19 protein-coding genes are annotated in these 24,473 nt (G+C 61.0%); 13 read left to right on the top strand and 6 right to left on the bottom strand.

Going from position 1 to position 24,473, the window contains the following annotated elements:
• Positions 1-120 precede the first annotated feature (120 nt).
• Complete coding sequence (locus tag ACYVNQ_RS37735) at positions 121-1,116, top strand: LysR substrate-binding domain-containing protein (protein WP_460910988.1); 996 nt, start codon at positions 121-123, stop codon at positions 1,114-1,116.
• Positions 1,117-1,134: 18 nt separating this feature from the next.
• Here the strand turns inward: ACYVNQ_RS37735 and ACYVNQ_RS37730 are convergent, their stop codons facing one another.
• Positions 1,135-1,590: an Lrp/AsnC family transcriptional regulator gene (locus ACYVNQ_RS37730; protein ID WP_460910986.1), complete on the bottom strand. Its 456-nt coding sequence runs from the start codon at positions 1,588-1,590 to the stop codon at positions 1,135-1,137.
• 162 nt (positions 1,591-1,752) lie between these two features.
• Between ACYVNQ_RS37730 and ACYVNQ_RS37725 the strand changes: the two genes are divergently transcribed.
• Positions 1,753-2,376, top strand: a complete 624-nt coding sequence (locus ACYVNQ_RS37725; protein ID WP_460910984.1) for a LysE family translocator — start codon at positions 1,753-1,755, stop codon at positions 2,374-2,376.
• Positions 2,377-2,709: 333 nt separating this feature from the next.
• Here the strand turns inward: ACYVNQ_RS37725 and ACYVNQ_RS37720 are convergent, their stop codons facing one another.
• Both ACYVNQ_RS37720 and ACYVNQ_RS37715 read right to left on the bottom strand, forming a co-directional pair.
• Positions 2,710-3,402, bottom strand: coding sequence for an alpha/beta hydrolase family protein (locus ACYVNQ_RS37720; protein WP_460910982.1), 693 nt, complete (start codon positions 3,400-3,402; stop codon positions 2,710-2,712).
• Positions 3,403-3,922: 520 nt separating this feature from the next.
• Entirely contained in the window at positions 3,923-4,564 is a 642-nt protein-coding gene (locus ACYVNQ_RS37715) for a TonB family protein (RefSeq protein ID WP_460911278.1), read from the bottom strand.
• Between the two features lie 511 nt (positions 4,565-5,075).
• Between ACYVNQ_RS37715 and ACYVNQ_RS37710 the strand changes: the two genes are divergently transcribed.
• The 3 genes from ACYVNQ_RS37710 (at position 5,076) to ACYVNQ_RS37700 (ending at position 8,649) form a co-directional block, all read left to right on the top strand.
• Entirely contained in the window at positions 5,076-5,498 is a 423-nt protein-coding gene (locus tag ACYVNQ_RS37710; protein ID WP_460910980.1) for a CPBP family glutamic-type intramembrane protease, read from the top strand.
• 285 nt (positions 5,499-5,783) lie between these two features.
• Complete coding sequence (locus tag ACYVNQ_RS37705; RefSeq protein ID WP_460910978.1) at positions 5,784-6,176, top strand: hypothetical protein; 393 nt, start codon at positions 5,784-5,786, stop codon at positions 6,174-6,176.
• A gap of 1,027 nt (positions 6,177-7,203) precedes the next feature.
• Positions 7,204-8,649, top strand: a complete 1,446-nt coding sequence (locus ACYVNQ_RS37700) for a hypothetical protein (RefSeq protein WP_460910976.1) — start codon at positions 7,204-7,206, stop codon at positions 8,647-8,649.
• 406 nt (positions 8,650-9,055) lie between these two features.
• Here the strand turns inward: ACYVNQ_RS37700 and ACYVNQ_RS37695 are convergent, their stop codons facing one another.
• Positions 9,056-11,443 carry a phosphocholine-specific phospholipase C gene (locus ACYVNQ_RS37695; protein WP_460910974.1) on the bottom strand — a complete coding sequence of 796 codons (2,388 nt, stop codon included), beginning with the start codon at positions 11,441-11,443 and terminating at the stop codon, positions 9,056-9,058.
• A gap of 487 nt (positions 11,444-11,930) precedes the next feature.
• Between ACYVNQ_RS37695 and ACYVNQ_RS37690 the strand changes: the two genes are divergently transcribed.
• The 5 genes from ACYVNQ_RS37690 to ACYVNQ_RS37670 all read left to right on the top strand — a co-directional run bounded on the left by ACYVNQ_RS37690 (position 11,931) and on the right by ACYVNQ_RS37670 (position 20,273).
• The gene (locus ACYVNQ_RS37690; RefSeq protein WP_460910972.1) at positions 11,931-12,491 is read left to right on the top strand and encodes a DUF2760 domain-containing protein; all 561 of its coding nucleotides are present in this window, start codon (positions 11,931-11,933) and stop codon (positions 12,489-12,491) included.
• Positions 12,488-14,350, top strand: a complete 1,863-nt coding sequence (locus tag ACYVNQ_RS37685) for an Hsp70 family protein (protein WP_460910970.1) — start codon at positions 12,488-12,490, stop codon at positions 14,348-14,350. The genes ACYVNQ_RS37690 and ACYVNQ_RS37685 overlap by 4 nt, the downstream gene beginning before the upstream one ends.
• Positions 14,351-14,361: 11 nt before the next feature.
• On the top strand, positions 14,362-17,211 hold the full coding sequence (locus tag ACYVNQ_RS37680; RefSeq protein WP_460910968.1) for an Hsp70 family protein: 2,850 nt from the start codon (positions 14,362-14,364) through the stop codon (positions 17,209-17,211).
• Positions 17,212-17,486: 275 nt separating this feature from the next.
• Positions 17,487-19,817, top strand: a complete 2,331-nt coding sequence (locus ACYVNQ_RS37675; protein WP_460910966.1) for an alkaline phosphatase family protein — start codon at positions 17,487-17,489, stop codon at positions 19,815-19,817.
• 144 nt (positions 19,818-19,961) lie between these two features.
• Complete coding sequence (locus ACYVNQ_RS37670) at positions 19,962-20,273, top strand: hypothetical protein (RefSeq protein ID WP_460910964.1); 312 nt, start codon at positions 19,962-19,964, stop codon at positions 20,271-20,273.
• A gap of 44 nt (positions 20,274-20,317) precedes the next feature.
• Here the strand turns inward: ACYVNQ_RS37670 and ACYVNQ_RS37665 are convergent, their stop codons facing one another.
• Positions 20,318-20,686 (bottom strand): NUDIX hydrolase, encoded by a 369-nt coding sequence (locus tag ACYVNQ_RS37665; protein WP_460910962.1) that lies wholly within the window; start codon positions 20,684-20,686, stop codon positions 20,318-20,320.
• Between the two features lie 239 nt (positions 20,687-20,925).
• On the opposite strand from ACYVNQ_RS37665, the gene ACYVNQ_RS37660 reads away from it, so the two are divergent.
• Positions 20,926-21,837: a CHAD domain-containing protein gene (locus tag ACYVNQ_RS37660; protein WP_460910960.1), complete on the top strand. Its 912-nt coding sequence runs from the start codon at positions 20,926-20,928 to the stop codon at positions 21,835-21,837.
• 49 nt (positions 21,838-21,886) lie between these two features.
• On the opposite strand, the gene ACYVNQ_RS37655 is transcribed toward ACYVNQ_RS37660, so the two are convergent.
• Positions 21,887-22,069, bottom strand: coding sequence for a hypothetical protein (locus ACYVNQ_RS37655; protein ID WP_460910958.1), 183 nt, complete (start codon positions 22,067-22,069; stop codon positions 21,887-21,889).
• Between the two features lie 391 nt (positions 22,070-22,460).
• Between ACYVNQ_RS37655 and ACYVNQ_RS37650 the strand changes: the two genes are divergently transcribed.
• Together ACYVNQ_RS37650 and ACYVNQ_RS37645 are read left to right on the top strand one after the other, a co-directional pair.
• On the top strand, positions 22,461-23,906 hold the full coding sequence (locus ACYVNQ_RS37650; protein ID WP_460911276.1) for a DEAD/DEAH box helicase: 1,446 nt from the start codon (positions 22,461-22,463) through the stop codon (positions 23,904-23,906).
• A 192-nt stretch (positions 23,907-24,098) separates the two neighbouring features.
• Positions 24,099-24,392, top strand: a complete 294-nt coding sequence (locus ACYVNQ_RS37645) for a GYD domain-containing protein (protein ID WP_460910956.1) — start codon at positions 24,099-24,101, stop codon at positions 24,390-24,392.
• The last annotated feature ends 81 nt before the right edge of the window (positions 24,393-24,473 follow it).

Genomic DNA, 24,473 nt, shown 5'->3' with positions numbered 1-24,473 from the left:
GTGGCAACTATGGGATATAGGCCTATCCTATAGGCCGAGCTTTCGCTGCGCGCTGCGGTGTGCTGCGGCGTGTTGCGTATTGCGTATTGCGTCCCACGGTGCAAACCTCAGGATCGGAAATTGGATATCCGGCAACTCAAATATTTCGTCGCGATCATCGATGCAGGGAGTTTTTCGAAGGCTGCCGGGAAACTGTTCATTGCGCAACCGTCGCTAAGCCAACAGATTGCCCGCCTCGAAAGCGAGCTGAAAACAAAACTGCTATTGCGCAGCGCACAAGGCATCGCGCCGACCACCGCGGGCAGCGCGCTCTATCGCCATGCACGGCTCGTGTTAAAGCAGATGGAGCAGATCCGCACCGACGTCAGGGAAGACAGCGGCAGCGAAGCCGGCGCCGTGGCGGTCGGTTTGCCCACCACGTTGTCGGCCGTGCTTGCGCTGCCCCTGTTCGAGCGCGTCCGCAAGCGTTTTCCCGGCATCCGGCTGCAGATATTCGAGGGCATGAGCGGCTATATAAGCGAAATGCTCCCGAACGGCCGGCTCGATCTCGCTTTGCTGTTTCGCGATTCAGAAACACGCGGCATTTCGGTGATCCCGGTATTCGACGAAGAGCTGTATGTGCTCGGCAATACCGGTCTGTCATTGCGCAAAACCACCACCACGTGCGCGCTTTCGCTACTCGCGAATGTGCCACTCGTCGCGCCGAGCCCGACCAATGGATTGCGCCTCGTGATCGAGCGCACGTTTCAACGCGAAGACGTCGAACTGAATATCGTCGCCGATATCGATTCGTTGCCGACGATGGTAGCCATCGCTGAGGAGGGCCTCGCGTGCACGATCTTGCCTGCATCGGCGTTGGCACGACGTGAGCCGCGATCAGCTCCAGTCATGCGGCGCATTGTGCAGCCGGAGATCACCCGACCTGTCAGCGTGTGCTGGTCACGCGCGCTGCCGATCAGCGCGGCGGCGCTGGCGGTGCGCAGAGCGATTGTCGAGTTGATCGGCGAACAGTACGAAGCGGGCAAGTGGGCCGGCATTACGCTGCGCCCCGCTCCCGACGAAGCGGCGCTTGCCGCCACCGGAGCCAACGCAAGCCGGATCCCGGTGCTCGACTGAAACGCCTTGGTGTGCCGCTCAGAAGAGCGGCAGCGGCCGATCCTGACAAAGGCTTTTCATCACAATGGTCGAAGTCAGTCGAAGCAGGCAAGGCAGCGCCAGCAAACTTCGGTCATACAGCTTTTGAAAAGCGTCCAGATCGCGTGCGACGACGTGCAGCATGTAGTCGGGGTCGCCGAACAGCCGGTCTGCCCGCGTGATTTCCGGGATATCCAGCAACGCCTGTTCAAATGCGGCCACATCCTCGGGGGTCATGTGGCGCAGTGTTGCAAACACGATCGCCGAAAAGTTCAGGCCGACAGACGCAGGCTCGATCGTGGCGCGATAGCCTCTGATCACCTTCTCCTGCTCCAGAGCGCGCAGACGCCTTTGGCAAGGCGAAAGGCTCAGGCCGATGCGCTCGCTTAGTTCGGTTACGGTAAGCCGGCCGTCCTTTTGCAGTTCAGCAAGAATCTTGCGATCGATGTCGTCCATTGAAAAAAAGTTAGCGCGAATTGCACATCGTTGACAAGAAATAGGGAGCACCTTCGATCGTCGGCATCGTAACATTTCCTCGTCGGAAACAATGCGCTCGCACCCCTCGCGCGAGCGCATCGAGACCTTCCCTGCAGCGTTAATTGATGAGGAAATACCTTGATGAGCTATGTAGCGCAACTAGTCACGGTGGCCGGCGTGATGTTTCTTGGCTGTGTGAGCCCCGGTCCCGACCTTGTCGCAATTACATCGCATGCGCTGGTGAAACGCCGCAGCGGGCTATGCGTGGCGCTCGGCATCGGTACGTCGCATCTGGTCTGGGCCAGCCTCGCGATTTTCGGGCTCAGCCTGGTCCTCACGCAACTCGCCTGGTTCTACAACGTGATCCGCATCGTCGGCGCCGTCTATCTGCTTTATCTGGGTGCGAAAATGCTTGCAGGTCTGCGCAAACCCGCCGCCGCAGCGATCGCGTGCGAACATAAGCCTGCTTACAGCAGCCTGGCAGCGTATCGCCGCGGCCTGCTGGTCGGCCTGACCAACCCGAAGGGCGCAGCATTCTTCGGCAGCCTGTTCGTCACGGTGCTGCCGGCGCACGCGCCTGCGTGGGTTCATGCAACGACGCTGGGCATCGTCGCGGTGATTTCGTTTGGCTGGTCGTGCAGTATGGCTGTGTTGTTCTCTACCAATCGTGTGCAGTCCGGCTACAGCCGACTGCGCAAACCGATTGAAGCCGTAATGGGATCGATGCTGATTGCGCTGGGCGCAAAGCTCGCACTCGATCACTAGGTTGGTTGCCTGTCACGACCGGTGGTGTATCAGCTCTCGCAGCAAGTTGAGCCGTTATTACTGGCAGATTTGCTCGGGATGCTCTACTTGAACGTCCGTTTTCGGCGTTTGTGAGGGACGGCTGTGGGTCGGTTTCGGGCGACCGCGTCGGGGAGTGACCGGCCAGTGCGCATCGTTCGACGCGCCGCCAGTCTGGTTCGGCCCGCATTCCTAAGCGGTCACTCTCGGATCGATACCGGCCAAATCAAGGCATGCCCTCGTGATTTCCGGAGGTGAATCACCGCAAGCGGATCTGACAAATTCACTCACTCCGTACTGCATTCCTGCGCTTGCTCAGGTAACGGGCACGAACTCTCCTTCGGCGAAAAACCACGCCGCCATCGTCCGGGCCAGTTCGAGCACGACTTCCGCGTCGGTCCGGCCGGAGGACGCGCGCACGTGTAACGAATGATCTGCGTCGTCCACCACATGCAGCGTGGCGCGTGGCCCCAGCGTCTCGACGACCGGCCTCAGCAGGTGAAGCTCCGCCAGCTTGTCGCGCGTGCCCTGCAGAAAGAGCATCGGCACCGTGACGTCCGCCAGGTGCCGTGCCCGCTCCACGCCGGGCGCGCCCGCCGGGTGCAACGGGAACGCGACGAAAGCGAGGCCACGCACGCCGTCGAGTGGGGAGATGGCTTGGGCCTGGGACGTCATGCGGCCGCCGTACGACCTGCCGCCGGCGAAGAGCGGCAGGGCTGGCAGCCGCCGGCGGGCCTCTGCGACGGCTGCCTGCACGGCAGCATGTGCCACTGCCGGCGAGTCCACCCGCCTGGAGCCCCGCTCCATGTACGGAAACTGGTAGCGCAATGTGGCGACATTGACCGCCGCAAGCGCGTCGGCCAATGACGACATGCCGGCGTGCTGCATGCCCGCCCCGGCACCGTGCGCGAAGACATACAGGGCTCGCGCGCCCTCCGGCACCCGGAGGAGCGCAGAGACCTTGGTGCCGTCGGGCAGTGCCATGGAAAGCGATTCTGGGTCGTCCATCGTATTCAGGTCGTGTCGTTGTGGCCTTAGCGCCGATTCTGCATCAATGAGGCATCGGGGAGTGTTTGTGGCAGCCTCCGGCAACGCATTGCGCAAGTGGAGTTTGCAGGCCGATCCATGGAGCGGGCGCCATCGTGAACGGCGCCGCAGTCGCGATGTGTCGGTTGACGACGCAGGCCCGACCTGTGGGTCGCAGCGTGATCCACGCTTTGAGACATCAGCGTAATAGCATGCCTGCATCATTGCCAGCGAGCTGTTACGACACTGCAATCAGCGTCAAAGGAACTTCTCGAGGGGCAGTTCATTTATCTGGCTCTCTGGAAGAGTATGCCCGGCTACAGAAAGTTCTGGGTTCGGCCATAAGGCGGCATTTGGCCTGCCGTTTCAAATGGCAGAAATTCGGCGGACAACTGCCATTGAGCCAGATGTAGCCGCCACGTTTGGCGAGCATACAGAGCAGTTCTAAAAGCAGATGAGCGGGCTCACGGGTGGGTGAGCCTACCGTTGTGCGCTAAAAAGCTTAAGCAGGTCCCGGCTGGACCGTCACCCTGAAATTTTTTGGCGTCTTTCCGTCTAAGTCTGGCGGCATCGGGTCTGAGTGTTGGACCGCGCTTAGCGCAACTGCATCCCATCTCGGATTGCCACTTGAGCGGTATATTCTCGCCGACAATAACTTGCCGTCAGAAGCGCACTGTACCGAGATTGTCGTCTTCAGATGAGCCGCCTGTCCGCCCCATACGATGTTGGCTCGAACGCGACGCTCGACCTTTGCCGCAAACGTCTCGGATGACGCTTCAGGACGAAATTCGGCAGAAGTGACGGCAAACAGGAAGTTCGTCTCTACTGGAATAGTCTTCCCGTCTATACCTGAAAAGGGTTTGCAAGCAGCCAGCCGCGACGCGTGTATCGCGAGATGATCAAAGGCAGCGTCACCGGACGACTGCTCTAGCACGGCGTTCTCCACCTTACCCTGCGCATCGAGAGATATCCGGACAGCGGCGCGCAAGCTTTGTGGCGGCAGCCTGTACAGAGCGTTCGGTGGTAGGCCATATTCGCACGGGATAGTTTTGGCCGGCACATATCGCGCGGATGGTTCTGCGTGGACGCTCGCAATGCTTATCGCTATCGTCGTTGCCAGCGCGAGGCGAAGTTTGCTTCTCATATTGATTTTGAAAGAAATAAGCGATGTAGATGTGGACAAGTTAGGAACGCCCGTCGACATCAAGAGTCGTAAGCACCCTATCTCCCCCCGCCATTCATAGGCGGCTTTGCGGCAGCATATCAAGGATGTGATGCTCCAGTGACTGGTCACGGGTGATTGCAGTGTGTTTGACGAACGTCTCACAATAGCTATCAAGCGGCCATTCGCACTTCAAGTCGAATTGACCGCTCAGGGTCATTCGTGCCTTTTGCATGAAGCGTAGCCCGGATGATCGTCGCGCTTGATCGTGGGACGCAGTGCGGCCACAATCAGTCGCTCGACAACTCTGCGCGGATCGTTGACAATTAGTCGCCGTATTGCGCCCCCTATACCGTTCGTATGTCTAGCCAATTGATTCATGTTGTGCCGGCTAGCTGCTCTCCCGGCACCCGTGGAAAGTACCCGAAGAATGATCAAACCATATTGGTCTGTTTGCATAGCATGGGCAAACCAGCTTCAGTCGATCCGGCTGATGTTGATTGCACTCCTGCTCACTTATGCGGCGGCGCTGCCTGTGTCGCTTGCGGTCGTGACTGTGCCCAGCGTGGCATTTGACGGACCGGGGTTCGAAAAACACGGCCTGGGTTCGATGATCCTATTCGGTTGTCTCATCGCCCCGATGTTGGAGACAGCGGTGAATCAGTGGGCGTGTATCAGGTTGCTTAACAGATTCGGCTGTCGCACTGCCATTGCAATCGTTATATCGGCGCTGCTCTTCGGACTTGGACATACCTATAGCGTCGCGTATGTTCTGACGACGTTCATCATCGGACTCGTGCTTGCCGCGACCTTCGTCATTGAGGACCACCGAGGTGGGAGTCCATTTTTGGTGACAATGATGGTTCACGCGACGAGGAACGGAATCACCACGTTGTATTACGCTCTAGTCGCGTGAACGACACACGTTGCGTACACCAGCATACCTGACTTCCGTCTTCCGGGAAGGTCATGAATCTTGGGGGCGAAATTGACCTCTGTACTTTCGGAGACGCCCCGCCCACGCGGCTAGTTGCCCGTTGGTTTTTCCAGTACAGATTGATATGGCCGATCACCGCATCCAGTAATGGTGCACCCCATTTCGTCAAGTCCTCTGTTGTATGCTCATCGCTGACCGGAATCGCGACATGGTCGCGCACAAGCGTGCCGTCCAGAGTGGATCGAATACACAAGGAGGTGTGAAATGAAAACGGATTGGCGATTAATTCGTGAAGTTTTAAATGCAGCTATCGATAGCTGCGAACGATTGGAGCAGGCGGGCTATGCCGAAGAGCACCGCAATCGTTATGTCCAGGTAAACGGTCAGCAAGTGAGCGTGCACGAGTTTCTGATCAGCGCGTGGACGTTGCCCGAGAATGCTCGCTACGAAGTAATTCGCGCGCGTCACGAAAAGGATCTCGACCTACCTTATGTTCCAGAGACGGCTCGGATTCTGACCGCAGTGGCCAGTGCATGCGCAGAACTTATAGGCTCGGGAGATATGCCACCGGGCGAACCGTGTGTGCGAGAAATGATTGATTGGTATAGGAACCACTTCGATCCCAATGTGCAACGCGCAATTGCGGCGACCGCCTAGCCATAGGGACGGTCAGCAGGATCGGGAGTTTGAAGGTCCGTTCTATGGGGCATCGACAGTCCGAAATGGGTCGCCTTATGTCTTTCGCATAGATCACCCGACCTAGGCGATCGCCGCGCCCGACCGGGGGCGCTGGTCGGCCACAAGGGGACGTTCGACTCCACTCCGCCAATCGCCGACAATGTATCCTCGATCAACAGCAATCTTCGGCTCACAACTTCCCGGTTACGACGAGGACGCAAAGGATGCTAGGAAAAACCGTACGGCTAGTCTTGAGGCTTTTGATTCTGATTTTTGCGGCCGTCGGATTAGCAAATGTCGCAGGTAGCGCCTTAAGCCGGATTCGCCCAAAAGCTAGCGACGCAGACGTCTCCGAACAGCGATCGATCTTGTCTCCTGATGGCGCCTATAAGGCTATATTGTTCAACGAAAACGGAGGAGGAGGCATATCTCCGTATTGTGTGGACACGATCGTTGTGGCGGCCGCCTCTGAAACTGTGCGGCGAGTTGTTGATGCGCCCGTCGTTTATCAAGCCGCATGCATGACCTTTCGAGACCCGGCCACAAACAATCGGACCAATGGCCCCGGGATAGACTGGATTTCGAGCAGGCAGTTGCGTATCACCTTCTCACCAACGCAAGGAAGTGCTGGAGCGGATGAACTGCTTCGCGGATACGCTGACCGCGGACGGGTGAGAATTGTGTATAACAGCCGGGACTAGTCTTGGGCCGTAAGGCGAGTTCCGGCCAACCTCGGTCATTGGCTCTCGTTTTGACGCGGGCGGTGGAACGTCCGCTCCGCCACATTGACGAGCCAATGGACGTCATGAGTGCTCGCCGGTTGGGTATCACGTCCGGCAACTGACGAAATGGCGTGCTCACGACGCGCGGAGGCAGTGAAAAAGTCGCTATGCGTCGATCAGCGCAGAGCAGGAATGCCTGTTCTGTCGGCACGGAGCCTACAATGCGCAACGGTCGTGTCGAGCACTAACAAGAGTACAGCCCGACATTCAAACACGAGGTAGCAATGGATTGTTGGGATTGGGAGTTTTTTGAGAGCGCGATAACAGGCAGCGGTTTCGTTGTCAGCGACCAGGGCCCCTTGCGTGGGCCCGTTACGGAATTTTCCATTATCCGAGATAAGGCACTCGATCTTATCCTTGAGACAACCTCGGCCCCCGGTAGCAAATCTAATGCGGCCCCACCGAAGGCGGGGACCGTCTACATAGCTACGGCGGAGGTGCAATTTCGGAGTCACTTCGGCACTCTGGCAACCGCATGTGGCGTCATTCCGCGCGCCTATACTGAGACGTTCGGGCGTGACGCCAGCACGGGTGCGACGCATGAGCGCTCGTCTATACACTCCTTGCATTGGGTGCGCGGGGATTCTGGCGATGCCCAGTACATTATCGAATGGGTCGAGAACATGTCCGGCCCATTCATCTGGCCGGATTTTGACAAGGTAGAGCGAACCGGCGAGAAACGCAGGACGCTTAAAAGTCAAAAAGGGGAAATCGTTATGTCGGTTCCCATCTACTCCCCAGGGTCGAGTCGCTCATGTGTTCATTTGTTCATCGAAGGTTTCGAACTGTTCATTGGAGTCTCGAAAGCAAAGCCCGAGCATATTTTGAAACCTGGGTTTATTTTGTATAGGGACACGCCGGATGAACCCACAAGGGCGAAGATTAGAGATTGCTTGTCGTTTTGCCTTGGCAATTTTCTAGTCTATCTCGGTGACACCACCTTCGATGCTGAGTGGAACCCTGTATCGTTCACCGCGAGGAGCGGACATGCCCTAGTCGAGGACGCAGCAAATCTGAACGCATGGCAGCCTGCACCTCTAGGCACTAGATTCGAGCACGAAATTACCCCTGAACTGCTCGAACGCATGGCTTCTTCCCTGTATAGAATTTACGATGTTTACCGCCTTCAAAGCGTCTTCTGGAGCTATTGGCATGCCCTCGCTGCACCGGTACACATGGCCGCAGCGCATTTTGGGGCGGCGATAGAATCATTGCAGAAGGCATTCTTTAAAGCCTCCGGCTCTGAAGGCCAATACAAAATTGTGGCTGACGATAAATCTTGGAAAGATTTATCCAAGAAGATATCTGCTTTGATCTCCGCAACCGATCTAACGGACGCTGAAAAGCGGCTGCTCACCGCTAAGGCGCAGAATATAAATTACGCGCCCCAAGGCATAGTAATGGAGAAATTTTTTAAAGCCCTTGGTTTGAAAATCGATGCTCTTGAAAATGAGGTTTGGGTAAACCGAAATCGCGCAGCGCATGGCGGTGGCGTAGACCCCGAAAAGGGAAGTCGGCTCGTTAGAGAGAACAAGGTTCTTCACTTGATGATGAACCGCATCCTGCTCGCGATTGGAAATGGAAGTGATCAGTATTACGACTACTACACCATAGGGCGTCCATCAAGGAGACTGTCTGACCCAATTCAAGATGATCGTAACGAAGGTTGAGCCGGTCGTGGCACCGGCTCAACTGTTCAGGCAAGCTGTTGAACGACAGCACCAACTTGAGAACGGACGTTGCTGTCGCAGAGATCCGAATGACGGCAACGGGTCGCAAGCAGACGCAACGAGTCGCAAGCAGACAGTCATGCAATGAGAACCGAAGCATCGTCGCGTGACGGCTACTGAAAATGCACCCGCAGTATCGACCCAACGAGAAATTCCGGACTCCGTTCACATCTAACGGTTGCGCGCCGAATGTGCGACGCAAGTTCTCCCGCATCCGGAAGATGCGGGAGCAACGGATCAAATCCATTCAGGCGAGCAACTGCATCCGTGAGCCGACGCACCTGAACACCTCCATCGCACAAAAGGCACCGGGCTCACGCCCGATGCCTGTCACTTACAACTTCGATCAGAAGCTGTCGATCATCCCCATCGCCGGATCAGTCACCGAGTGACGACCCGTTTCAATACGCCCCGCAATACGACGCAAGAAGCTACGGTCCGTGCTGCTGGTAATCTCGAAGTCATACCAGAACCCGGTCTGATCGAGGTTCCAGAACAGCGCGGCCGGAAGTGCGCCGATGGTGCTTACCGTCCAGCTATGGCCATGGTCGAAGCGATCGTTGCGCGAGACCGGCGCGGGCGCCGGCCATGCGCCGAAGCCTGGCACCGGGAAACCACCGAAGCCCAACGGACCTTGCCCAAACACCGGAAACGGCAGACCCGGAAAAGCCTGCAGCGAGCCGTAGACCTTGTTGGACTTCACCGTGAACTGTGCGTGGCCATCACCGTCGTTGCGCAGTTGCAGATGCAGGTTGCCGGTCAGCGAGCCATAACCCACACGAACTTCCAGATTGGCGGCTCGGCGCCCCTTGATCGCGCTGAGGTCGCCCTGGAATTCGCGGTGGAAGCCGTTCGGCCCAAGTACCCACAGATCGTACTTGCCGAGGTCGGTCGAAGCCGGCGTCCACACGTCGTCCAGCGTCTTGCCCGGCTCGACGGCATAACGTTTCGGCAGGCGGTCCAGGTGCAGCTTGTCATAGACGTGGAACACCGCACCCTGGTGTCCGGTATTGGCGAACAACAGTTTGACGGTACCCGCGCTCGCATCCACATGCGCGTTCACGTGCAACTCGTACGGCAGCGCTCGCGACGGACGGAAACCGCTCGCCTGCTTCGGCATGCCGCGGCCGGCGTCCGGCACGATCTGCCCCAGCGCCTGCTGCGCGGCGCGCAACGCATCGGCGTCGGCCTTGCTCTTCTCGCCCGCGAGGGTCGGCAGCCGCTCGTTGTTCGGCGTCGCGAAGTTGAAGGCCGTGGTCAGGTCGCCGTTGATCAGCCGGCGGTAGTTCGAAATATTGGTTTCCTTGATGCCGAAGCGGGCTTCGAGGAAGCGCAGCACTGACGTGTGATCGAAGGTCTGCGAATTGACCCAGCCGCCGCGGCTCCACGGCGAGATGACCCACAGCGGCACGCGCGGACCCGGGCCGTATGGCTTGCCGTCCGGCCCGGCCGGCTGGCTGTTGGGCGTCGCGCCCGTGTCGGCGCGGGTCACGTACGGATGCGTGAAGTATTCGACGCCCAGCTCGGCGCTGTGCAGCGTGGTCTTGCCGGCGTAGGTTCCATCACCGTTCGGCGACGGTACAGCGGCCGGCGGCACGTGGTCGAAGAAGCCGTCGTTCTCGTCGAAGTTGACGAGCAGCACGGTCTTGCTCCACACCTCGGGCACGGCGGTCAATGCATCGAGAAACTGCTGCACGAACCACGCGCCCTGCACCGGGCTCGACGGCCCCGGGTGCTCGGAGTAGACGTCGGTCGGAACCACCCACGAGACTTCCGGCAGACGGCCGTTTTTCACGTCGTCGGCGAACGCCTCGACGAAGGTGCCGTTGGTGTTCGGGTCGGTGTCGGTGGTCGGCAGGGTGTTCGCATAGCCCTTGACCAGCGGCTGGGCCACCGCATCGGCCGGGTTGAAGACGGGCTCGGCGGCCTGGCTCAGCGACGTGTTGACCTGACGCGCCGCCGGCAGCGCCTCGTTGGCCTGGCGGAACTGTTTGAAGCCAAGCAGCGGGTTGCAGCCGTAGGTGTTCTTGATGTTCTGATACACCTTCCAGCTCACACCGGCCTCTTCGAGGCGCTCGGCGGTGGTCTTCCATTCGAAGTACGCGGATGCCGACGTGGTGACGTCGAAGTCGCCGCTGAAGTTGTTCACGAAGGTCTTGCCAACCACCGGACCGTTGGTGCCGGTCGAATGCATGATGCGGTTCGGGTGCGTGCCGCCAAGGAACGCGCAGTGGTAGTCGTCGCAGAGGGTGAACGCTTCGGCCAGCGCCCGCTGGAACGGGATTTCAGCGGTGTCGAAGTAGCCCATCGTCTGGTTCTTCTTGGACACCGGCCATGCAGCCATGCGGCCGCCATCCCATGCATTTTGCGTGTCGACCCAGCTATGCGGTGTGCCGGTCACGCGCTGCGCATTGCCCTTGGTCTCGTCGAGGTGGTAGGGCAGGTCGACGTTGCCGTTCGCATCGATCTGCTGCCACACGTTACGGCCGTTCGGCAGCGGAATCGTGAAGCGATCGCCATAGCCGCGCACACCCTTATAGGTGCCGAAGTAGTGGTCGAACGCGCGGTTTTCCATCATCAGGATCACGACGTGCTTGACGTCCTTGATCGTGCCGCTCTCGTGATGCGCGGGAATCGCGAGCGCACGGCGGATGCTGGGGGGAAACACGCTGAGCGCAGCAGCCGACAGGCCGGCCGTGGCGGTATTCTGAAGAAATTTGCGGCGGGAGTTCACAGTGCAGGTGCTCCTTCTTTTCTGGCTGATCGTCGAAACCTTCGATAGCGTTCACCACAGCCGGTCGCCCGGCGCACCCGCATGGCTTGTCACGCCCGATGCGCATGCATCGGTCGCGCTCCATGCTTGATGTCGCCCGTCACGACGGCTGCCTGCCGAGACCCCACTCGTGGAAGCTCAAGGATGTCTTGTTGCACGTCCGTAACCTGTCGGTTCGGTAATTGTCAGGATCGGACGACTGCCGAATATAAGGAGCAACAATGACGGTATGGTGTCGATGTAATAGCTCGTCATCCGTCCCGGCCGTTTTGAATAAAACCGGCAGTAAATTCCCTTCGACGCCCGGCTCCAGATCCACGGCAACCAACCATCGGCCGGTGACAAGGCAAAATAGCGGTTTTACAGATTTCTGCGGGCCCGTTTCCGTACCATCCCCGCACTGTTGCGGGCATGGCAGACGGCCGCCGCCAATCAGGAGTTTTTTCCCATGGCCGGATCCAATCTTTCATTGCTGGACAGGCTTTCGCTTGCTTTCGGCACCTTCTTCGGCGTGCTGGGTGACGCGCGATTCGCCGAGGGCGTGCTGCGCCTGAAGCAGGGCGCGGCGCCTACGCCTACGCCGACGCCTTCACCCGCGCCCGTTCCCGAGCCGGTCACGATCCGCGAAGCGACCCCCGACGCCGCGCTGCAACTGCTCGGCCTGCTGCAACGCGACGCCCGGTTGATCGACTTCGTGCAGGAAGACATTGCAAGCTACGGCGACGCCGATATCGGCGCGGCGGCACGCGTGGTACACGCAGGCTGCCGCACGGCATTGCGCGAACACTTTACGATCGAACCGGTTCGCGCCGAAGCAGAGGGCGCGCGAATCACGCTGCCTCAGGGCTTCGATGCGAGCGCCGTGCGCCTGACGGGCAACGTTGTCGGCACGCCGCCGTTCACCGGCAGTCTTAGCCATCGCGGCTGGCGCGTCACCGAGGTGCGCTTGCCCAAACTGATGCAAGGTCACGACGCATCGGTGATCGCGCCCGCCGAGGTCACGCTATGAGCGACGCACGCTATTCGATCGGTATCGATCTCGGCACGACGCACTGCGCGTTGTCCTATGTGGACCTGTCGGCGAGCGACGGCGACACCGTCGCGCAACACGTGCTCGCCATCGATCAACTGACCGCACCCGGCCAGATCGAAGCACGCGATCTGCTGCCTTCGTTTCTCTACCTGCCGCATCCCGACGAACTCGCGCCCGGCGATCTCGCGTTACCGTGGGCGTCCGCGCCGCAGACGATCGCCGGCGAAATGGCGCGCAGTCGCGGCGCCGGCACGCCGATCCGCCTCGTGTCGAGCGCGAAAAGCTGGCTCTGCCATCCGGGCGTCGACCGGCGCGCGGCGATCCTGCCGGCGGATGCGCCGCCCGAAGTCACGCGGGTGTCACCGCTCGAAGCCTCAGTGCGCTATCTGACGCATCTGCGCGATGCCTGGAATCACGCGCATCCCGACGCGCCGTTCGATGCGCAAGACGTCACGGTAACGATCCCCGCATCGTTCGATCCGGCCGCGCGCGAGCTGACCGCCGAGGCCGCGCACGCGGCCGGCTATCAACGCATGACGCTGCTCGAAGAACCGCAGGCCGCGCTGTATAGCTGGATCGAAAAGAGTCGCGGCAACTGGCGCAAGCAGGTGAAGGTTGGCGAAATCATTCTCGTCGTCGACGTGGGCGGCGGCACGACCGATCTTTCGCTGATCGCCGTGATCGAGCGGGAAGGCAATCTCGAACTGCATCGCGTGGCGGTCGGCGAGCACATCCTGCTCGGCGGCGACAACATGGATCTCGCGCTTGCGCATACTGTCGCGCGCAAGCTCGCGGCGCAGGGCACGCAAGCCGATCCGTGGCAGTTGCGCGCGTTGACCTATGCGTGCCGCGCCGCGAAGGAAACGCTGCTAACCGATCCTGCCGTCGATGCGGTGCCGCTCGTCGTGCCGAGCCGCGGCTCGAAGCTGATCGGCGGATCGATCCGCACCGAACTGACGCGCGCCGAGCTGACGCAAATCATCCTCGAAGGCTTTTTCCCGCAAGTCGATGCCGCCGCGCGGCCCGCCAGCCGCACGCGCGCCGGTCTCACGCAACTCGGTTTGCCGTACGCGCAGGATGCGGGCATCACGCGCCATCTCGCGGCGTTTCTCGGCCGTCAGGCCGGCGCGCTCGCGGAACTCGAAGGCATGCAGGGTTTCGCTATGTCCGCGGACGGTACGAGCGCGAGCTTCGTGCATCCAACCGCTGTGCTGTTCAACGGCGGCGTGTTCAAGTCGCCGCTGCTGGTCGAGCGCGTGATGAATTCGCTAAACGGCTGGCTCGCTGCCGAAGGCGGCTCGCCCGCGCGTCTGATCGAAGGCGTGGATCTCGATCTGGCGGTGGCGAGTGGCGCGGCTTACTACGGCTTCGTCAAGCGCGGGCGCGGCGTGCGGATTCGCGGCGGCACGGCACGCGCGTACTACGTCGCGGTCGAATCGGCGATGCCGGCCGTACCCGGCATGGAGCCGCCGATTTCCGCGCTATGCGTTGCGCCGTTCGGCATGGAGGAGGGCACCGACGCGGCGCTGCCGGAGCAGGAATTTGGCCTGGTGGTTGGCGAGCCGGTGCATTTCCGTTTCTTTGGTTCGTCGGTACGGCGGCAGGATCAGGTCGGCGTGATGCTCGATTACTGGTCGCCCGACGAAATGCAGGAACTCGAGGAAATCCAGGCGACGCTGCCCGCCGAAGGGCGCGCGGTCGGTGAAGTCGTGCCGGTGAAGCTGCACGCACGCGTAACGGAGACCGGCACGCTCGAACTCGAAGCGATTCCGCGCGGTACCAACGAGCGGTGGAAAGTGCAGTTCGACGTGCGCGGCACGTCGGCCGAACACTGACCGCGCCGTCGATGAAGCGCTACACGGTCGGCATCGACCTCGGTACGAGCAACACGGTCGTTGCGTACCGCGCGCTGGATTCGTCGGGCTCAGCGGACGCAGGCAACGGCGACATCCGGGTGTTCGAGATCGAGCAGCTGGTTGCGCCGGGTCAGGTGCAGACCCAGGCGCTGCTGCCGTCCGCTCGCTATCACCCCGCTGAGGGCGAGCTGAACGCCGCGGATCGGCGTTTGCCATGGCCGGAAGACGTGTCGCCGGCGAACGGCGCCGTTATCGGGCGATGGGCGCGCGCGCTCGGCGCGAAAGTGCCGGGGCGTCTCGTCGCAAGCGCGAAGAGCTGGCTGTCGCACGCATCCGTCGATCAGCTTGCTCCGATCCTGCCGTGGGGCGCGACCGACGACGTCGCGAAAGTGTCGCCGGTCGACGCCAGCGCGAGCTATCTCGCGCACGTGCGCGCGGCGTGGAATGCGCGTTTTCCGGATGCACCGCTGGAGGCGCAGGACGTCGTGCTCACGGTTCCCGCGTCGTTCGACGAAGGGGCGAGAGCGTTGACGCTCGAAGCGACGAAGCGCGCGCGCTTGCCCGCCCTGCGGCTGGTCGAAGAACCGCAGGCCGCGTTCTACGACTGGCTATACCGGCATCGCGACACACTCGCGCAATCGCTCGCCCATTCGCGGCTCGTATTGATCTGCGACGTCGGCGGCGGAACCACCGACCTGACGTTGATCAAAGTGGCGCTCGACGCATCGGGCGAGCCGCAGATGACGCGCATCGGCGTCGGCAATCATCTGATGCTCGGCGGCGACAATATGGACCTCGCGCTCGCGCGGCTGGTCGAGAGTCGTCTTGCGCAAGGCGCACCGGGTGAGCCGGCGGCGGCGAGACTCACTGCGGCCGATCTGTCGCAACTGGTCGAGCGTTGCCGCGTCGCAAAGGAACAATTGCTTGCCGAGGACGCCCCCGAGTCCGTCGCGATCACGCTGCTCGGCGCGGGCTCGCGGCTGATCGGCGGCGCGCGCACCGCGCATCTGACGCGCGATGAAGTCGAGCGCGTCGTCCTCGATGGATTTTTCCCGCGAACCGAGCCGGACGCGCGACCGCACCGTTCGCGCGCGGCGTTGATCGAATTCGGCCTGCCGTATGCAAGCGATCCCGCCGTCACGCGTCATATCGCGGCTTTTCTTGCCCGTCATGCGGCACCGTCGCGCGACGCGTTGGGTGATCGCGCGCCCGATGCCAATGGCAACGACGACGTGTTGCCCGTGCCCGACACGTTACTGCTGAACGGCGGCGTGTTTCGCGCCGGCAAGCTCGCGCAACGCCTCGCCGATACGCTCGGCGCGTGGCGCGGCGCGCCGCTCACCGTGCTCAACAATGCCAACCCGGATATCGCCGTCGCGCGGGGTGCGGTTGCGTATGCGCTCGCGCGCGCGGGCCATGCGCCGCGTGTCGGCGGTGGTTCGCCGCGTAGCTATTTCCTGCTGCTCGACGACGCGCAGGCGATTTGCCTGCTGCCGCGCGGCACCGAAGAAGGTCACGCCATTTCCCTCGACGATCGCGTGTTCGAACTGCGCCTCGGTGAACCGGTGCGCTTCACGTTGCTCGCGACCAACGCCGATACGCGGTATCGCGCGGGCGAACTGACATCGCTCGAGCGCGGCGACTTCGTACGCTTGCCGCCGGTCGCGACCGTCTTGCAAGCGCACGGTGCGAGACCGGTTCAAGCACAGCAACAACGCAGCGACACACGCGTGCGGCTCGTCACGTCGATGAGCGAAGTCGGTACGCTCGACGTGATGTGCATCGCCGCCGACGATCCTTCGCAACACTGGCAATTGCCGTTCGAGCTGCGCCGTGAATCGGATCGCGCAATCGATTCAGCGGCGCCCGGCGAAACCGCGCGTCCGCGCGGCATCGACGATGCGTTCGAAGCCATCGAGCACGCGTTCGGCGCGCGCGTGACCGGCGTTGCGCGCACCGACATCAAACGCTTGCGCGCGCAACTCGAACAGGCGCTCGGTCCACGCGAGCAATGGAGCGCGCCGGTGCTGCGCGAACTGTTCGACGCGCTGTGGGCGCGCGCGAAACGCCGGCGCCGGTCGGCCGATCACGAACGGCTGTGGCTCAATCTGGCGGGTTATTGCGTGCGGCCCGGCTTTGGTCATCCGCTTGACGAATGGCGCGTCGCGCAACTGTGGACGCTGTTCGACGACGGGATCCAGTACATCCACGACAGCCAGGTGTGGTCGGAGTGGTGGACGCTGTGGCGGCGCGCGGCAGGCGGGCTTGGCGAAAGCGAGCAACAGGATCTGCTCGACGCGATGGAGATGCTGCAGGACGCGAACATCCGCAAACAGAAGCTGCCATTCGATCCGTTGAAGGTTGGCCACGCGGACATGATGCGCGTGCAGGCATCGCTTGAACGGATTGCGGTGAAAGACAAGATCGCGCTGGTCGAACAGCTGATGACGCGCCTCAGCGCGCGGCCGCAGAAGATATCGGAAGTGCCGCAGATCTGGTGGGCGATCGGGCGCATCGGCGCGCGTCTGCCGTTCTATGGCAGTGCGCATACCGTGGTGCCGCCCGAGGCCGCGCTGCCGTGGCTCGATGCGGCGCTGGCGCTCGACTGGAAGCGCGTCGAGACCGCAGCGTTCGCGGCGGCGCAGATCGCGCGTTTGACCGGCGACCGTTCGCGGGATCTGCCGGACGATGCACGCGACGCGGTGGCGCGCCGTCTGGCTACGCAGAGCGGCGCTGCGTCGTGGGTGCGGATGGTGCGTGAGGTGGTGAGCCTCGACGAAGCGGATAGTTCGCGTGTGTTCGGTGAAACGCTGCCGACGGCGCTTCGGTTGCTGGGGTAGGCATAGCGCTGCACGCTCGTCATGTACCTGCCACGTCAGATTACAGATGTTATCTCCGCTGCAAGCAATTGGTCGGGATAGTGTCCCTGCATAGTCATTCTGTAATGATCCAATGCGTGCGCTGCTTTGGTCGTGGCCATCGCAGTTGCCCTTCGGACTACATCGCCGGCCCCTGTACATATCGTTGAAATAAAAACGCTGCGCGCGAATCCGGATTTGTCGTTGCAAGAGCACGAGACGGGGACTCGCGCAATCAACAGGGATTCTTCAAAACAATGCCGGTCAATTCAACAAAACGTACGCCGCTTACGCCGCTTCTCACGTCGATCGCAGCCGCTTGTGTGCTGACTGCTTGCGGAGGCAATTCGGACAATCCGTCAGCGTCACCGACCAGCCCTGCGGCAAGCGCCGCACAGACATTTACAGGTGTCGTTGCTGCCGCTGGCTTCGTGCCCGGCAGCACGACGGGGGACCCGATTCTTCAGGCCGGCTACTACGCCGGCGCAACCGTCTGCATCGACGCAAACGGCGACGGCAAGTGCGACGGTTCGGAAGCGAGCACGACGACCGACAGCAAAGGTCACTTCACGCTGCAATCCACGGCGACCGGCCAGTTGATCGCCGACGTGAGCACCAAGGCCATCAACACCGCGATTAGCGCAGCCCCCGCGAGCCACCTGATTCTGCGCGCCTCGGCTGCGCAAATTTCCGACCAGGGCGCAACGGCCGTCGTGATCAGCCCGATGTCGAGCGAAGTGCAGCGCCTCGTCGAAGCGAACGGCACGACCTATGCCACCGAAAAGACCAACCTGGCCTCGCGCCTGAGCACGCCGACCTTGGGTGCGACGTCGGTATCGGTGCCGGCTGCGGACGTGCTCGGCGATGTGAACAAGCTCGCCGGCGCGGAGCAGCAGGCCGTGCTCTACGAAGACAACCAGCTCGCGAACCGCTACACCTACGCGACCACCAAGCTCGACCGCGGCGACATGTTCCCTGACAACCTCGCGGTGGCCGGTGGCGACCCGGCGCTAGTCGGTGCTTCCGGCGTGAGCGCCACGACCGTCGTGACGCCGGCGAAGGTGCAGACGCCGATCACGTTCGCACAGGCACAACAGGCGGCGTTCAACGTCGAAGGCATTCCGCGCTACGACAACGTCTTCATCATCATGCTCGAGAACCACAGCGTGGCTCCCGTTCCGGGCACCCCGGGGATTTTCGGTTCAGCGAGCGCGCCGTTCATCAACCAGTTCCTCACCGCCAACAATCAGTTCACCACCTATTATTCGACCGGCAATCCGAGCGAGCCGAACTATGTGGCGCTCAGCAGTGGCGACGATTGGGGTATCGCAGACGATAGCTGGTGGGGCTGCGGCTCGCCGACACCCACGGATAGCGCATTCACCGGCGGCAAAGCCTCAGACGGCCAACCGCTGGTTGCGACCGGGGCGTTGCCGCCACCGGATGGCCACCTCCTGCCAGACTTTGGAAGCGCATCGTGTGCAGTGGGTGCCAATGCTTCGCACAACATCCTCCAGCAGCCGACGATCTTCAATCTGTTGTCGCAGGCCGGCATGACGTGGCGCACCTATAACGAATCCATCAACCCGGGCCAGGACCCGCGCACGGATGGCGTCGCAGACGCCGCGGTGTCGGACATTTACACGGGCCCGGGCGGCAACGGAACCGCCTTTCCGGTTCCAGACGGGCTCTTTAAAACCGAACATCACCCAGGCCTGGTTTCTCAGCAGACCCGCAATCTGCCTGAGTTCAACGCCGACACACGCACCATCTTCGGCACGCAATACACCGCTGCCGACTGGGCGAAGTCGACGGCTTACCCGATCCCGGCCGGCTTTAACAGTGACCAGTTCAGCACCGACCTCGCGTCGGGCGACGTGGGCAGTTTGAATTTCATCATCCCCGACCGTTGCGACGACATGCACGGCGCGGGTTCTGATCCATCCTGCGCAAGCGGCAGCTCGCAGATCGTTCAACGCGGTGACGATTACGTGCGTCAGGTGGTCACGAAAATCGAGGCATCGCCGCTCTGGGCCAACAAGCAACGCAAGATGGCGATTGTCGTGATGTTCGACGAAGGGGAGGGGAGTTCGACTTCATGCTGTGGCTGGAACCCGGTGACGTCTAACGTGAACCAGGCACCGCTCACGTTCGCGAACGGCAAGTTCACGCCGACCGCGACGGTTTTGTACAACGCGGGGAACCACGGTCACGGTAATTCGATCTTCGGTGTCGCAACGAACCAGTTGAACCCGAATGTCGTCGACAGCGATGAGTACAGCCACTTCTCGATGGTGCGTACGCTGCAGGACATGTTCCAGATTGCCGACCCGGTGCAACCGTCCACGTACCTCGCCCGCGCGAAGTACACGGAATCGTTCATTGCGGCCAACATCGTGAACCTGCCGGAACTCGCGGGCAGTGCGGATACTCACCTCGACTCCGTGCGACCGATGAACCACGCGTACATCACGCCGGCCGGCTACACGCAGAAGCTGAATCCGATCGATGTGACCGGCACGTCGCTGGCCTCGCGAGCCGCGGGTCCTGACGCAAATCAGACCAACATCTGGGCGCTTGCCAAGTAATCACGCGTGTCACGGGAGGCGGTTCGCTGTCGCCCGTGACATGACGTGTGTGATTGTTCTTCACCGGGCCGAGTTTTTCGTGGCCCGGTAGTATCGCGCCATGCGAAAATAGCCATCCGTCATCGGACCTACAGGTAGACGATCATGGACAAGCAGGATACCCGCCTGACGGCGCCGATCCTTTCATCCGGGCCGACGCTCTGGTTTTCGGCATACGCGTTCGGATGGGGTTATTGCGCCTTTGAAGTGACCTCGGACGTTGTATGCGAGCAGCTCGGCGCCGCCGACGTAACGTCCAGACAGTTAATGCTCGCCTTTGAATTGGGGCGGCGGCGAATTCTTCAGGCTGTCGAGCGAAAAACATTTCCACGCACGGGCGAACGAATCGTGCTGTCGGCGCTGGATCTGGCAGCGGAGGAACCCTCTTCGGCCCCAAGCGTGGCCGCGACCGCCTGATAGTCGCGCCTGCGTTTGTTTGCGCTGCCTACCTTCGCGACCTGCTACTTCCTGCGCCGTTGACCGATAAGCTTCACGATATTGGTCGTCGGCCCGCTGGTCATCAGGCGAACGATGTCGTCGAGGTGGACCCAGCGACATTTGGCGATTTCATTGCTCGGGCGAGCTTTCGCGCGATTCGGGATTTCGCATGAAAACACGTGGTGGTGCTTTTGCTTGCCACGAAAGTCGAACAGATGCTTGGCCGACTTCCCGGATAGCCGTGTCTCTTCCCTGAGTTCCCGAAGGGCGGCGTCCAGACTCTGTTCACCACGCTTCAGGATTCCGCCCGGAAGGGCCCACTTCGACTGACTGCGTGCGACCAGAAGAATCCGCTTGCCTCTGCGACAGATCACGGTGGCGCGTCTCTTCAAACTGGACTCCTGCTTGCATTCCCGACATGTTCAAGGGGCGCTCACGCGCCAGCGTATCGGCGGTGCCTGATATAGCTGGATATCCTAGTACAGAAATGCCGGTATGCGGCATTGCCGTATGCGAAAGCAGGCTTACACACCACATTCAAATTTGTTTCATCGCAATGTCACAATAACCGTGGTAAGCGAAAGTGGTGTGGTATGGTCTCGGAACCTTTTTTGCAGCACTCGAGGCTGACATGGATATGGATGGCGACTGGCGGTTGCCACGGTTCAACGCGGTCTTCAAAGTCGACCGTCGGCGGCCTGGTACATCACTATCAAAAACGAGTTCGATCGCCAGTACCTTTTCGTCACTCGCGACGCCGGTGGTTGCCGAAGCAGTGCAAAGGGCAAGAGAGCTGTCCACACACGGCAATGAAGAAGGGTTTCATCAGTTGCGGGTCGCGTTCAGAAAACTGCGTGCGCTGTACTGGGCATACTCGCCCTACCTCGGAGAGGAAGCGACCGCGCAGGCTACCGAAGAATTCAAGCGTCTCGCTGCGGTTGCAGGCGAAACGCGCGACTGGGACGTTGCAGGCGATCTTTTGAGAGTCGCTCAGGAATCAGGCGTGTCGATCGACCCGCTGGTCGTGGCGGCTCACGAGAAGCGCGCACAGGCGGTATTGCGTAGCCAGACGTTGATCAGAAGCGACGATGTCGAGGCATTTTTGAACGATGTCTTGCACCGCGCGCAAGCCGCACTGCAATCGCGTCGTAGCGATCGCCCGATTCGGGCGTTTGCGAGGAAGCGTGTCCGACGGGCGCAACACGCACTTCAAAAGAGAAGCCGGCGCGCGGCTCGTACCGAAACCCCCAGCGAAGAATATCTTCACGACGTTCGCAAGGCTGGCAAAAAGCTCAGGTATCTACTCGAGTTTTTTCAACCCGTTATCAAAGGCGGACGCGGGCGCTTCATCAATGAGTTGACGTCCGTGCAGAACAAGCTGGGGCGATTCAACGACATTGCCGCAAGCGAAGCGTTGATTCGCGCTACGTCATTCGACGAGGTTTCGCCTGAGATCGTGCGGGAATCGCTGCAGTGGCTGGCGCAGCAGAAGTGCCGGCGAATGCATGCAGCAGCCCGGCGGGTCCGGGCCATCGTGGCCTGATGCTGCTGCGAGCTTGAATAGACGACGTCTCAGCAATCTGCGCGCGACACTACATGATCGCCGGCAGACCTTCGACCAGCATTACCGTGAATACGACACCGAGCAGGGCGCCTACTACCCGTAGCGAATTGCACTTGAGTATCGAGTCGCACGGCAATGCGTCGAAAAAAAGCGCACCCGCGAGCGCCATCGGGATGACTATGAGTAAGTCACAAACTGTGAAACAGGACATGATTGTCTCCTTCGTTAATGCTTGTCGTGCGGTCGATAGACCGTGCATGTATCCATGAATGTCGCGATTGAGGTTTGTCACCTGGAGAGGAAAGGGGTTGCATGGTGAGCTCCTTGCTGTGAGTGCCATCGGCGACGGCACGATTGAGATCTGGCCGCCGCAATGTGCAAGAGAATGTTCGTCTTCCTCAACTGCTTGATTGAAATGTTGCACCCTGGTGAACCGTCTTCAATCGATGCACACCGGTTCGCAATGCCAATGGCACGTCATTCACTGCCATCGACGCGCGGCATCGCATGGCCGCGCTGGCGAGAGTCAGCGCCGACACGTCGACAGCGAGCGTATCCAGGCGCTACCCGCTAGAATTGCCGCTTTACCCCGGAATAAGCCAATGTCTTTTGCCTCGCTTGGCCTGATCGATCCCTTGCTGCGTACCATGCAGGACCTCAATTACCAGACACCCACGCCGGTGCAGGCCAAGGCGATTCCCGCGGTGCTCAGTGGCAAGGACGTGATGGCCGCGGCGCAGACGGGCACTGGCAAAACAGCGGGTTTTGCGCTGCCGCTGCTGCAACGGCTGGTGCAACACGGCCCAGCGGTGTCCAGCAATCGCGTGCGTGTTCTGGTGCTGGTGCCCACGCGTGAACTGGCCGAGCAGGTGCTGCAAAGCTTTACCGATTACGGCAAAGGCCTCGACTTACGATTTCTGGCTGCCTACGGCGGTATCAGCATCAATCCGCAGATGATGAAGTTGCGCAAAGGCGTGGACGTGCTCGTTGCCACGCCGGGCCGTTTGCTGGATCTCAATCGCCAGAACGCAGTGCAGTTCGATCAGGTGCAAACGCTGGTGCTGGATGAAGCCGACCGCATGCTGGATCTGGGCTTTGCGCGCGAACTCGACGCCGTCTTTGCTGCGTTGCCCGCGCAACGCCAGACCCTGCTGTTCTCCGCCACGTTTACCGACGATATCCGCGCGATGGCGGCGGGCATTCTGCGCGAGCCGGTCAATATCAGCGTCAGCCCGCCCAATGCCACCGCCAGCAAGATCAGGCAGTGGGTGGTGACGGTGGATAAAAAGAACAAGCCCGACCTCTTCATGCACCTCGTGGCTGAGAACAACTGGGAGCATGCGCTGGTGTTCGTCAAGACCCGCAATGGCGTGGACTACCTGGCGGCCATACTCGAGGAAGCGGGCTATGCGGTCGACACCATCCACGGCGACAAACCGCAACCCGCGCGTCTGCGTGCACTGGAGCGTTTCAAGACGGGCGAAGTCCGTATGCTGGTCGCCACCGATGTGGCCGCGCGCGGACTGGATATCGACGACCTCCCGCTGGTGATCAACGTCGATCTGCCGATCGTGGCGCAAGACTATGTGCACCGGATCGGCCGTACCGGCCGCGCGGGCGCCAGCGGCGTCGCGGTGTCGCTTGTGTGTGCCGATGAAGCGCCGCAACTGGCCGCGATCGAAGCGCTGATCCGGCACACGCTGCGCCGTGAGGAAGAGCCGGGTTTTGAAGCCGAACACCGTGTGCCGCAAACCAGCGCGACGGGCGAGATCATCAAGAAACCTAAAAAGCCCAAGAAGCCGAAAGTGCCGCAGGCTGCATCAGGCGCCATGCTAATGCCCGGCAAAAAGACGCGCCCGCAAAGTGGCGAAAACACACGGAAGCCCGTGGCGAAGCAGGCTGTGGCCGCGGGTAAAGGTGCAGAGTTGTTCGGCGATAACCCATTCAGTGTGAAAAAGCCACGCAGCAAACCCGCCGGCAAGCCGGCTGTTGGTTCACATAAGCCGACTGGCAAACCCGCTGGTGGCCGCGGCAAACGCCAGCCCTGATCGGTGGAAGTGAGTCACACCAGCGTTGGCCACAATAACGACGACGATGGCGAAAACCCGGTGGCCTGCGCCCCCGACGCATACACTCTGATTACGCGCAAAACAGCTTCCGGCTAACGCCATCGCGATACCGTTGGTGATCTGACTTGCGCGTGTGAATCCCGTCTCGTACTAATCGTAAGGGGAATCATCATGATGACCTATGTGGTTCTTTCACAATTCACCGATCAGGGCATCCGCACGGTCAAAAACAGCCCGCAACGGGCCGGTCAGGCAGCGGAACTGGCCAGGTCCTTTGGCTGCGAAATGAAGGAGATCTATTGGACGTTGGGCGGATATGACATCGTCACGGTCATCGAAGCGCCCGATGAGCAAAGCTTCATGTCTTTCGGTTGCGCTCTCGGCTCCGCGGGCAACATTCGCACGCAAACGCTGCGTGCGTTCACGAAGGATGAATTCGGCGCGATTGTCGGCAAACTCTCATAAGGACCGTACTGCCTGCCGGCAAGCGGGCCATCACAGGCCGATAACCGCGCGGGCAAAAAAGCTGCGGCAGCACGAAGCGCT

The sequence above is a fragment of the Paraburkholderia jirisanensis genome (assembly GCF_054782355.1).
The sequence above is the reverse complement of the archived record's forward strand: the minus strand, read 5'-3'. Positions and strand labels throughout refer to the sequence as shown.

Bases quoted from the DNA above. Each gene is read 5' to 3' on its own strand.
- ACYVNQ_RS37670 (WP_460910964.1), top strand. From the start codon at position 19,962: ATGGACAAGCAGGATACCCGCCTGACGGCGCCGATCCTTTCATCCGGG.
- ACYVNQ_RS37720 (WP_460910982.1), bottom strand. From the start codon at position 3,402: ATGGACGACCCAGAATCGCTTTCCATGGCACTGCCCGACGGCACCAAG.
- ACYVNQ_RS37705 (WP_460910978.1), top strand. From the start codon at position 5,784: ATGAAAACGGATTGGCGATTAATTCGTGAAGTTTTAAATGCAGCTATC.
- ACYVNQ_RS37725 (WP_460910984.1), top strand. From the start codon at position 1,753: ATGAGCTATGTAGCGCAACTAGTCACGGTGGCCGGCGTGATGTTTCTT.
- ACYVNQ_RS37685 (WP_460910970.1), top strand. From the start codon at position 12,488: ATGAGCGACGCACGCTATTCGATCGGTATCGATCTCGGCACGACGCAC.
- ACYVNQ_RS37675 (WP_460910966.1), top strand. From the start codon at position 17,487: ATGCCGGTCAATTCAACAAAACGTACGCCGCTTACGCCGCTTCTCACG.
- ACYVNQ_RS37650 (WP_460911276.1), top strand. From the start codon at position 22,461: ATGTCTTTTGCCTCGCTTGGCCTGATCGATCCCTTGCTGCGTACCATG.
- ACYVNQ_RS37680 (WP_460910968.1), top strand. From the start codon at position 14,362: ATGAAGCGCTACACGGTCGGCATCGACCTCGGTACGAGCAACACGGTC.
- ACYVNQ_RS37730 (WP_460910986.1), bottom strand. From the start codon at position 1,590: ATGGACGACATCGATCGCAAGATTCTTGCTGAACTGCAAAAGGACGGC.
- ACYVNQ_RS37710 (WP_460910980.1), top strand. From the start codon at position 5,076: ATGTTGATTGCACTCCTGCTCACTTATGCGGCGGCGCTGCCTGTGTCG.
- ACYVNQ_RS37645 (WP_460910956.1), top strand. From the start codon at position 24,099: ATGATGACCTATGTGGTTCTTTCACAATTCACCGATCAGGGCATCCGC.
- ACYVNQ_RS37655 (WP_460910958.1), bottom strand. From the start codon at position 22,069: ATGTCCTGTTTCACAGTTTGTGACTTACTCATAGTCATCCCGATGGCG.
- ACYVNQ_RS37715 (WP_460911278.1), bottom strand. From the start codon at position 4,564: ATGAGAAGCAAACTTCGCCTCGCGCTGGCAACGACGATAGCGATAAGC.
- ACYVNQ_RS37660 (WP_460910960.1), top strand. From the start codon at position 20,926: ATGGATATGGATGGCGACTGGCGGTTGCCACGGTTCAACGCGGTCTTC.
- ACYVNQ_RS37690 (WP_460910972.1), top strand. From the start codon at position 11,931: ATGGCCGGATCCAATCTTTCATTGCTGGACAGGCTTTCGCTTGCTTTC.
- ACYVNQ_RS37700 (WP_460910976.1), top strand. From the start codon at position 7,204: ATGGATTGTTGGGATTGGGAGTTTTTTGAGAGCGCGATAACAGGCAGC.